Source organism: Actinomadura sp. BRA 177 (assembly GCF_013372625.1).
In the GTDB taxonomy this organism is placed as follows: Bacteria; Actinomycetota; Actinomycetes; order Streptosporangiales; family Streptosporangiaceae; genus Spirillospora.
Genome location: NZ_JABXFD010000389.1, coordinates 1 through 10,033 on the forward strand (window position 1 = coordinate 1; position 10,033 = coordinate 10,033).

Consider the following 10,033-nt stretch of genomic DNA (forward strand, 5'->3'; position numbering starts at 1 on the left):
GGGGATCATCAGGGTTTGGCGTTCGTCGGGGGTCAAGGGGCGGAAGACTCGGGTTCTCGCGCGTTCGACCAGGGCGGGGGCGTCGGTCACGGCGTCCCAGATGCGGACCGTGCGGTCGCCGGAGGCGGTCGCGATGCGGGTGCCGTCGGGCGACCAGGTCACGTCCCAGATCTCGTCGTCGTGGACGGCGGCGACGGACAACTCCCGGCCGGACAGCGCGTCCCACAGGCGGACGGTGCGGTCGCCGGACGCGGTCGCGAGGAAGCGGCCGTCCGGCGACCACGCCACCGACCACAGCCAGCCGTCGTGCCCGGACAGCACGGACACCTCCGTCCCCTCCGCGGCGTTCCACACCCGCACCGCGCGGTCGCCGGAGAGGGCCGCGATGTGCCCGCCGTCCGGCGACCAGGCCACGGCCCGGACGGCGCCCTGCGGCACGCTCAGCGCCGTGACCCGCAGGCCCGTCCGCGGTTCCCAGATCAGGACCGCCCCGTCCTGCGAGCCGGAGGCGATCCGCTCGCCGTCCGGCGACCAGGAGACGGCGCGGACGGTGTCCTCGTGGCCGCGCAGCACGAGCGGCGCGGAGCCGTCGCGGTCCTGGAACCGGACGGTGCGGTCGTCGGAGCCGCTGGCCAGGCGGGCGCCGTCCGGCGACCAGGCCACCGCCCGCAGCCCGTCGCCGTGCCGGCGAGGACGCTCGCCTGCGTGCCCTCCGCCGTCCACACCCGGACCGTCCGGTCGCGGGAGGCGGTCGCGAGGCGGGCGCCGTCCGGCGACCACGCCACGGCCCAGATCTCGTCGGTGTGCCCGCGCAGCACCCGCAGCCCGTCATCGGCCCGGACGCGGACGGTGCCGTCATGCGAGGCGGAGGCGATCCCGCCCGCGGACCAGTCGACCGCCGACACCGCGCGCTCGTGCCCACGCAGCACCGCGACCTCGGCGGCGCGCTCGGCGTCCCAGAACCGGACGGTGCGGTCGTTGGAGCCGCTGGCCAGGCGGGCGCCGTCCGGCGACCAGGCCACCGCGCGCAGCGCCTCGCCGTGCCCGCGGAACACCGCCAGCTCGGTGCCCTCCGCGGCCGACCACAGCCGGATCGTCCGATCGTGGGAGCCGGTGGCGAGCCGGGCGCCGTCCGGCGACCACGCGACGGCCCAGACGATGTCGCCGTGCCCCGTCAGCACCGGCCCGGACCCGCCGGTCGCGACGTCCCACACCCGCGCCGTCCGGTCGTAGGAGCCGCTGGCGATGCGGGTGCCGTCGGGCGACCACGCGGCCGTGCGGACGGTGTCGTCGTGGCCTTCCAGCCTGGCCGTCTGCTGCCCCGTCACCGCGTCCCAGACCCGGATCGTGCGGTCGTCGGACGCGCTGGCCAGGCGGGTGCCGTCGGGCGACCAGGCCACGTCGCGGACCCATCCCTCGTGGCCGCTGAGCGTGGCCGTGACCGAGCCGTCCGACGGGTCCCAGATCCTGACATCGCCGTCGCGGGACGCGGTGGCGAGGCGGGTGCCGTCCGGTGACCAGGTCACGCCCCACACCATGTCGCCGTGGCCGCGCAGGACGGAGATCCGGGCGTGGGCGGCGGCGTCCCACACACGGGCGGTCCCGTCGTTGGACGCAGATGCGAGCCGCAGCCCGTCCGGCGACCAGGCGATCGCGACGACCGGGGCCTCGTGCCCGCGCAGCACCGCGACCTCGCCGCCGTCCGCGTCCCAGATCCGGACGGTCCGGTCCGAGGACGCCGTCGCGACCAGCGAGCCGTCCGGCGACCAGGCCACCGACCAGATCCGGTCGTCGTGGCCGCGCAGGACGCCGCGCACCCGGGACACCGCGAGCGCCGCCGACAGCGCCCGGCGGGCCAGCTGCGTCGGGGCGCACTCCTCGTGCGCGGCCAAGGCGAGCAGCAGGCTGTGCTCGGGGTCGGTGCGGAAGCCGGTGAGGGCCTGCCGGGCGATGGAGTCGGCGAGCCGCCGCATCGCGACCCCGTCGGAGCGGTGGGAGATCTCGACGAAGTCGGTGACCAGCGGCTCCACGGCGGCGACCCCGTCCGCCTCGGCGAGCCATTTGCGCGCCGCGGCGGGCCGCTCGCCGCGCAGCAGGTACGCCTCCTGGCGGCCGTAGCGGTCCCATTCGGCGGCCCACTGCTCCAGGTCGGCGAGGCGGCGGAGCGTCTCGGCGTGCAGCGCGATCGTCTGCCGCAGCGGCGCCCACGCGGAGAACAGCGCCTCGTGCGGGACGTCGAACACCGCCTCCTCGCCGTCCCGGCCGCTGGTGCACAGCCGTTCCCGGACGAACGCGTCCACGACCAGGCGGCCGGCGCCGTCCAGCTCGCTCGCGGGCACTCTCCGCCGGGTCGGCCGCCCGTCGGTGAACTTGACGAACTTCAGGAGCGTCGGCAGGACGGGCGGCGCCGGGTCGAGGGCCTCCAGTTCGCGCATCACCCGGTCGGCGCGGCGGGTGAGCGCGCCGTCGACGCCGCCGGTGCGGCGGTAGTCCTCGGCGGTGATGGTGCCGTTGCGCCCGACGTGCAGATACAGCTCGTGCAGCAGGTAGGCGAGGAGCGGCAGCGCCGTCCCGTCGCCGGTGTCGTCGGCCATCTGCGCGACGAGTTCCGGCGGCTCGAACGCGATGCCGGCCTGTTCGGCGGGCTCCCGGATGACGGTGCGCAGCGCCGCCCGGTCGAGTGCGGTGACCGTGAACGGATGCCGGAACAGGCCGGCGGACCCGCCGCTCAGGAACGCGGTGAGGAACTCGGCCCGGAACACGAACACGACCCACAGCTTGGTGTCGGCGTCCAACGCGTCCCGGAGCATGCTCAGGAAGGCGTCGCGGTCATCGTCGGCCGTGAGCGTGAGCAGTTCCTCGGCCTGGTCGACGACGATCAGCACCGACCGGTTCCGACGTCCACGCCGGAGCGCGTCGATGTGCCTCCGCAGCTCTGCGGGATCGTCCCGCAAGCGCGCGGCGATCTCCTCGGCGTCCCGCTCGCCCTGGACGTCGGCGATGCGGTGGGCGAGACAGTGGAACGGGTCGTCCTCCGGGGTCAGCGACGGCAGCACGACCCAGCGCCGCTGCTGGTCGAGGCGGGGCAGCAGCCCGGCGTACAGCAGCGACGACTTCCCGACCCCGGACGGCCCGGTCACCGCGATCGACCGCGGCTCGCTGCCCGGCCGGAGCCGCTCGATCAGCTCCTGGATCTCACCGTCGCGTCCGAAGAAGACCCCGTCGTCCTCCTCCGTGAAGGCGTCCAGGCCCGGGTACGGCGACCGGTCGGCCTCCCACACCGGCCGCGCCAGGCTGCGCCGCTCCTGCCCCTTCTCCCACGCGAGGACGAGGGGAATCAGCAGCATGCACAGGATGATGACGGGAAGCGCCCATTTTTGGACGACATGAGTGGTTTGTGGCGATACCTGCAATGCCAGGCCGAGGAGCGCCACCAGCAGGATCATCAGATACCCGGGAAAAACAGGGCCCTGCCGACGACGCATGCACCATCCTCCGAACGAGACGCAAACCCGTCCCATGCTACGTGCGGGCCCCTTACCGAATGCGTGGGGACGAAATGCTCACCCCTTTCCGGACATGCGGAGTGTGTTAGGCCAGTTCACCGCGCCAATGGCGCGCGATGAGAGGAGACGGCTTGCCGTCCACTTTGGAAGGGCCGCCACCCGATGACCGGCGACATCGATTCGAGGAGGTCTACGCGGCGAACCGGGCCCGCATCCTCGGGTACGCGCTGCGCCGGACCACCGACCCGCAGGACGCGGCGGACGTCCTCGCCGAGACGTTCCTGACCGCGTGGCGGCGGCTCGACGACGTCCCACCGGGCGAGCAGGCGCGGCTGTGGCTGTACGGGGTGGCGCGCCGGGTCCTCGCCAACCACCACCGCGGCGAACGCCGCCGCTCCGCGCTGGCCGCCGACCTCGGCTCCCGGCTCCGCACCGAGGTCGCCGTCCCCGAGGCCGCCGACCTGACCGACGTGGCCGCCGCGTTCCGGAGCCTGCCGGAACCGGACCGCGAACTGCTGTCCCTGGTCGGCTGGGAAGAGCTGGACCACGGCGAGATCGCGACCGTCCTCGGCTGCTCCCGCAACGCCGTGCGGATCCGCCTGCACCGCGCCCGCCGCCGCTTCGCCCGCGCACTGCAACGAACCGAGGCGCCCGCGCTGCCCACCGCCGCACGGATCCCGAACGGAGAACACGCATGAACCGCGACATCGACACACTGATCAGCCGGCTCGCCCCCGTCACCGACGCCCAGGCCACGCACCTGCTGCCGGACGAGACCGCCGCCGACCTGGCCGACCGCATCACCGTCACGGCCCCCGCCCCCGCGGCACCCCGGAAACGGCGCACCCCACTGCTGACCATCGGCCTCCCCCTCGCCACCGCGGGCGTGGCCTGCGCCGCCGTCGCGGTGGCCGTCCTCGGCTCGGACGGCGAACCGCAGCGTCCACCGGCCGCCGTCTCCACCCAGCCGAGCCCGAAGGTCTCGCTCGTGGCGGCGCTGTCCTTCACGCGCAAGGGCGACTACATCGACGTGAAGGTCCGCGACCCCCTCGCCGACCCGCAGCGCTACCAGAAGGAGTTCGCCGAGCACGGCCTCAAGGTCAAGCTCTCCTTCGTCCCCGGGTCGCCGTCCATCGTCGGCACCGTGGTCATGATGGACACGAGCGGCGACACGAAGCCCCGCGACGTCACGACCATCACCGCCAAGGGCGAGTGCGAGACCGGCGGCGGAGGCGACATCTGCCCGGTCGGCGTCCGCATCCGCACCGACTACAAGGGCACCGCCGAGATCGTGTTCGCCCGCGCCGCCCGTCCGGGCGAGCAGTACTCCAGCACCGCCCCGGTCACCGCACCGGGCGAGGCGATGCACGGCATGTCCTTCCGCGGCCACCACGTGGGCGACGTCCTCGCCGCCCTGAAGAAGCGCCACGTGACCGTCCCCGAATACCGCTACATGGACGGAAACATCAGCAAGCCCCTGTACCCCGGCCAAGTCCCGGACAAGTGGTACGTCCACGACGCAGTCGCCTGGGCCGAGAACCAGGTAATGCTCTTCGTAGGCCCCAAGCCGGAAAACTGACGGTCGGCTACTCGGCCCTTACGGCGCTGGCGTTGGACGTCCCAACGCTGAGTACATCAAGGGCCGCGTAGGTTCCGGTGATCGTCACCAGCGCGGCCATCGGTCCGCGCGGGACGTCGCCGCGCGCCAAGTGGACGAGCCCGGCTGCCGTATCGCAGGCGTCCACCAGCCGCCGTCGACTCGCTGCACGAGTCCCGCCCAGCGCACTACGCATGAGCCGCAGGACGCCGGACACAGGCCCTGGACGGAAGACCCGACGGCTTCAGGACCGCTCTCCACGCCTTCCTCCGTTGACCCGGCACGAGTTCCTGCACCGTGGCATAGTCGCCCGGTGACCGGGACTGCACGGCATCGGACGATTGTGGACGTTCATGCGCTGCTGTTCGACGGAGTGGGGCGGGTTCTGCTGATGGAAAGGGCGAACACCGGTTACGCCGACGGGATGGCCGGTGTTCCGTCCGGCCATCTGGAGGCGGGCGAATCCGTGCTGGAGGCGGTCCGCCGGGAGACGTTCCAGGAGGTCGGCGTGCGGCTGGGCGAGGACGCCGCGCGTTTCGTCCACGTCAGCCATCGTTGCAAGCCAGGCGAGGACGACCGCGTCGGCTTCTTCTTTGCAGCGACTCGCTGGGCCGGTGAACCCGTCAACGCCGAGCCGCACAAGTGCGCGCGCATCTGGTGGCACGCCCCGGACGCACTGCCGTCCAACACGATCGACTACATCGCCGACGCGATCGGACGGATGCGCGGCGGCGGCGCATTCTCCGTGCACGGCTGGCGCTGACGGCCTAGGAGTCGGTGCGCAGGAAGAGGACGTCGAGGGTGGCGTAGGTGGCGGTGACGGTCACGAGGGCGGCCATCGACTTGCGGGGCACGTCGCCGCGGACCAAATGAGCGACGCCGGCCGCCGTGTCGCAGGCGTCCACGAGCAGGCAAAGCCTCCGCCACCGCCGCCGCGCCGCCGGGTCGCTCATCAGGTAGCCGAGGCCGAGCGCGACCGCGCGGCTTCCGAAGACGCGGATGAGGTAGCGCAGCTCGGGGGCGTCCCGGTCGCTCATGCCCGCCAGTTTCACGTTGAGGCCAGGCGCGGCCAGCGCCAGCGTCCCCCAGGCGACCCGGCCGCCCGCCAACATCTCCAGTGCGCGTTCCATACCGCCGACCATCCCACCCGCCGTCCGAGCGGGTCGATTACCTCAGAGGTAACTCCTCGACTTACGAATGCGAGCCACGGTGAACTGCTCCGGTGCCGCGGAGGTCCCGTGATCGTCACCAGCCCGGCCAACAGTCCGCAGGGGACGTCGCCGCGGGGCCAGCTGGACGAGGCCGAGCGCAACAGCCCAGCTCCCACGCCCCCGCTCCTCCCACCTGCCCGCACCGCGATTTGACCTCCGGCTCAGCCGGCACCGTCCAGATCATCGAAGATCGTGGGCCAGCCGGCATCGGAGGAGTGCCGCCGATACCGGTCCAGCACCCTGCCGATGTTCAGTTTCAGTCTCGGGCCGAGGGCGGAGGCGGAGGCCACAACGTGCAGGTGCTCCAGGACCTCAGGACGCCGGTGCGGTGACACCACCTGCACCAGGTGCCCGGCGAACGCGTCATCGAGTTCGGGGAGAGCCTGGACGATACGCGACTGGAGTCCCGTATCGCTTCCGGGGACGACAGTCCACATGGCGGCCCGCCATGCCCGCGAGACGTCCTTGCGGGCCGCACCTCCCAAACCGCTCGCCCCGATCCGGCGCCCCACCTCCAGCAGGAATTCCACAGACTGCGCGAGGGTGAGCGGTGTCCGGTGCTTGCCGGCGTAGATGTGGCTGGACGCTTTGATCAGGGCAAGGCGGTCGACCGGCTCCGTAAAGGCCAGCCGGAGGAGCTCGGATGTGTCCTGGGCTGCGCCGTACCTGGCATACCACCACACGCACCACAACCGGGCCGCCCGGCCCCGAGCGGACGAGCAGTCGGGCGGCCTGTCACCCTCAGCACCGCACAGTCCCCGCAGGGCTGCGAGAACCTCCGCGGGCGGGTACTCTTCGCGCTCCAGTCCCGACCTCGCCAGTTCGACGAGGATGCCGGTCGCCTCATCGTCCATCACGCGGACCAGCCAGTCGGCCAGCTCCGGCCATGCGATTCGCAGACCGCCGGTCAGCTCGTCCAGCCGGACGAGCAACTTACTCAGGTTCCGGAGTCGGGTGCGGAGTTGCTGCCTCATACCCGCCGGCCGCTCGGCGGGGAGGGCTGTCCGGAATTCGCTTAGTGCGGACTCGCGGAGAAGGGACAGCGTCGCGCCGTCCAGTTCCCGGCCGTGCTCGAGGACGAGCAGCGTGCGACTTGTCTCCCCGGCCCTGAGCAGCAGATCCAGCAGTAGGACCGCCTCCCGTCCGGTGCCGGCGTTGGCCAGGAACGGTTCGGTGAGCGCTGCGGCGTCCGGGGAACGCAGGGCGACACCGTCCCCGATGAGCTCGATGGCGCTGCACGCCTCGGGAATTTCCGCGGCCGCACTTCGGACGATCAGATGCAGCAGGCAACCGGGGTCGGTCCAGACGAGGAACGGTTTCCGCGGATCGACCGGCCACCGCGCGGCGGCCCTGCCGGCTAGGTCACCGGCCACGGCAAGCGGCAGATCCAGGCGCTGAAGGGCGCTGCGGATCACCTTGGCCCGGGTGTCCGACGGCCGCTCTTCGGTGGTGGTCGGCATGCCCTCGACCAGCCATTCGACCGCCAGGTCGCGGATCGCCGCACCGAGCGGAGATCCGCTGGAGAGCAGGGGGACGAGCCAGCCGCGGGACAGATCGCTGACCATTTCCCGGCGCGTCACCCGGCCGAACGCGGTCACGAACCGGACGGTTTCAGAATCGGACGGGCACAGGTCGCCGGCGACCGTCAGTACGGCCCCGAGCAGAGAGCGGTCGGCCGTGGTCGGGACGGTTCCGCCGGCCAACCGGTCGGCCAGTTCGTCGAACAACGCGACGAGATCGGGAAACCGGAGCGTGCGCAGACGGGGCACCAACAGCGCCGCGTGGTCCTTGATGAGCTGGGAAGTCTCATCGGTGGCGGAACCGAGCAGGTGATCGGCCCAGGCGGCCCAGTCCCCCGCATCCGGGTGGGCGGCGGCGAGCCTGGCCATCTCGGCGAAGGCCCGCGCGGCGTAGCCCGCCTTGCCATGCTCGATCGCCGCCTGGATCACGGGCGTGAGCAACGACAGCGCCTCTTCGGGGTCCCAGAGGAACAGGCCGACCAGAAAGTCGCGCAGTTCCCCCCGGTTCGCCAGCTCGCGGTCACGCTCGACGGCGCGTTCGGCGAACCTGACCCGCCGCACCGCCGCCACCACGAGGGCCGGGTCCCGCGGCAGCAGCCGGGCCAGCACTTCGATCACCGCGAGCCAGGCATTGTCCGCGCGCCCGGCCACCGCCTCCAGAAAGGCGATGTCATGCTCGCCGAATCGGCGTCCGGGCGCGGGCAGCAGCCGGAGGAAACCGCCGACAGTCGGCAGGTCGAGCCGGGGAGAGGCCAAGATACGCGTGAGCAGCGGCACCATCTCGCCGGTCAGCAGGGGGCTCTGCGCACAGACGGCGAGAACGACACGGCGCAGCCCGTGGTGCAGTGCCGCGGCAGCGGATTCGAGATCTTCGGCTTCGAGTTCGGCGGCGAGCAGCCCGAGCAGTTCCAGCACGGCTGCCCCCGCCGGTCCGGCCGTCTCCCGGGATCTGCCCGCGCACATCAGGGCCTGCTCCACCACCGCCAGCAGGAAATAGTCGTCGTGCTGATCCATGGCACGCGCGACAAGTACGTCGATGCCTCGTCGACCGTGATCGTGGATGAGGGCGCGGCTCACCGCATACTCGAAGAACGTCTGGTGGAAGAACTGGAACACACCGTTCTCGGCGAGTTGCCCCACACCGCGCGACACGAGCAGCCGGACGTCTTCGTCCAGCCGCCGGGAGGTCAGGGTGCCCGGTGACGACACCGACCTGACCATGACTTCAGGCAGTCCCGACCGCAGCATCTCCGTGGCCAGCAGCCCGGCCACCTCGCTCAGGTCGCGGCCGGAACCGGCGCCCGTGCCGGGTTCGTCCCAGGCACGCCGGTCCCGGACCACCCGGTTGTCCCAGTACGCCTCGTACAGGACCGTCGTGTCGACGTCGTCGCCGACCAGGCCCGGGGTGTAGATCTCGAAGAGCATGCGCAGCGTCAGCGGGCGCAGGCACAGCGGTTTGAGCGGCAGGTCCCTGGCCACGATGTCCAGCATCCGCGCCGCAAGGTCTTCGCGCCTGCGCGGATCCTTGGTGTAGAACCGGACGTGGGCCACGACCGCCCGGGTGAACTCGTCCTGTTCCCCCGGCACATCGCCGGATCCCGCCGCCGCGTAGTCCGCCAGCGGGCAGCGCTCCCATTCGATGGGCAACCGGGTGGACTCGGCGACCCGCGAGGTCATCACGACCGAGGCGCCGGCTGCGACGGCCGCGTCCACGACCGTGGCCAGGGTCATCCAGCTGTCGTCGTTGTTGACCAAGACGTCGACGGTGTCGATGAGCACCGTCACGACGCGTCCCGCCCGCTGCGCCGTCTCGATCCCCACGGCGAGCAGGTCGGCGTCTACCCGGGCGCCGCCGCCCTGCCCTTCCGAGACCAGCCACGTGCCCTTGACGAAGAAGACCTCGCTTTCCGGTGCCGCGGCGAGTCGCCAGGCCATCCCCCACAGAATGCTGGTCTTTCCCGATCCGGGTTCCCCGACCACCACCGGCGGTCCGGCGGGGGCCTGAGCGAGGCGCCGCGTGAGGTATCCCTCAAGGTCGCGCGTCACGTACAGGCCGGCGGCGAACTCGCCCTGGTCGGCGTCGGTGAACGCGGTGCCCGGGACGGTCCCCGCCGAACGGATCGCGCGACCACTGAGCCGCTGCAGCCGGGGCAGCGGGTCGCCCGGCCGGAAGGCCAGTGCCGGCGGCCCCGGCTGCAG

6 protein-coding genes and 3 pseudogenes are annotated in these 10,033 nt (G+C 72.2%); 3 read left to right on the top strand and 6 right to left on the bottom strand.

The window, feature by feature from the left end:
- The 3 pseudogenes from HUX53_RS23115 to HUX53_RS41425 all read right to left on the bottom strand — a co-directional run.
- Positions 1–573, bottom strand: a pseudogene (locus HUX53_RS23115) (WD40 repeat domain-containing protein); the annotation flags it as partial.
- A 66-nt stretch (positions 574–639) separates the two neighbouring features.
- A pseudogene (locus HUX53_RS43125) lies at positions 640–780 on the bottom strand (hypothetical protein); the annotation flags it as partial.
- A pseudogene (locus tag HUX53_RS41425) lies at positions 732–3,521 on the bottom strand (AAA family ATPase); the annotation flags it as partial. The pseudogenes HUX53_RS43125 and HUX53_RS41425, both read right to left, overlap by 49 nt.
- 116 nt (positions 3,522–3,637) lie before the next feature.
- Between HUX53_RS41425 and HUX53_RS23140 the strand changes: the two are divergent.
- Complete coding sequence (locus HUX53_RS23140; protein ID WP_255205540.1) at positions 3,638–4,204, top strand: RNA polymerase sigma factor; 567 nt, start codon at positions 3,638–3,640, stop codon at positions 4,202–4,204.
- Positions 4,201–5,085 (top strand): hypothetical protein, encoded by an 885-nt coding sequence (locus tag HUX53_RS23145; protein WP_176405323.1) that lies wholly within the window; start codon positions 4,201–4,203, stop codon positions 5,083–5,085. The genes HUX53_RS23140 and HUX53_RS23145 overlap by 4 nt, the downstream gene beginning before the upstream one ends.
- 7 nt (positions 5,086–5,092) lie before the next feature.
- Here the strand turns inward: HUX53_RS23145 and HUX53_RS23150 are convergent, their stop codons facing one another.
- Positions 5,093–5,299 (bottom strand): hypothetical protein, encoded by a 207-nt coding sequence (locus tag HUX53_RS23150; protein WP_176405324.1) that lies wholly within the window; start codon positions 5,297–5,299, stop codon positions 5,093–5,095.
- Between the two features lie 117 nt (positions 5,300–5,416).
- Here HUX53_RS23150 and HUX53_RS23155 point away from each other — a divergent pair, with 117 nt between their 5' ends.
- Positions 5,417–5,866, top strand: coding sequence for an NUDIX domain-containing protein (locus tag HUX53_RS23155; RefSeq protein WP_309237387.1), 450 nt, complete (start codon positions 5,417–5,419; stop codon positions 5,864–5,866).
- 4 nt (positions 5,867–5,870) lie between these two features.
- Here HUX53_RS23155 and HUX53_RS23160 read toward each other — a convergent pair whose 3' ends face one another.
- Both HUX53_RS23160 and HUX53_RS23165 read right to left on the bottom strand, forming a co-directional pair.
- Positions 5,871–6,233: a hypothetical protein gene (locus HUX53_RS23160; RefSeq protein WP_217919795.1), complete on the bottom strand. Its 363-nt coding sequence runs from the start codon at positions 6,231–6,233 to the stop codon at positions 5,871–5,873.
- Positions 6,234–6,475: 242 nt separating this feature from the next.
- A partial coding sequence (locus HUX53_RS23165; protein ID WP_176405326.1) for a hypothetical protein occupies positions 6,476–10,033 on the bottom strand: 3,558 nt, incomplete at its 5' end.

What these genes read in the sequence shown, in the direction of transcription:
- HUX53_RS23160 (WP_217919795.1), bottom strand. Translation starts at nt 6,233, where the DNA reads ATGGAACGCGCACTGGAGATGTTGGCGGGCGGCCGGGTCGCCTGGGGG.
- HUX53_RS23150 (WP_176405324.1), bottom strand. Translation starts at nt 5,299, where the DNA reads ATGCGTAGTGCGCTGGGCGGGACTCGTGCAGCGAGTCGACGGCGGCTG.
- HUX53_RS23145 (WP_176405323.1), top strand. Translation starts at nt 4,201, where the DNA reads ATGAACCGCGACATCGACACACTGATCAGCCGGCTCGCCCCCGTCACC.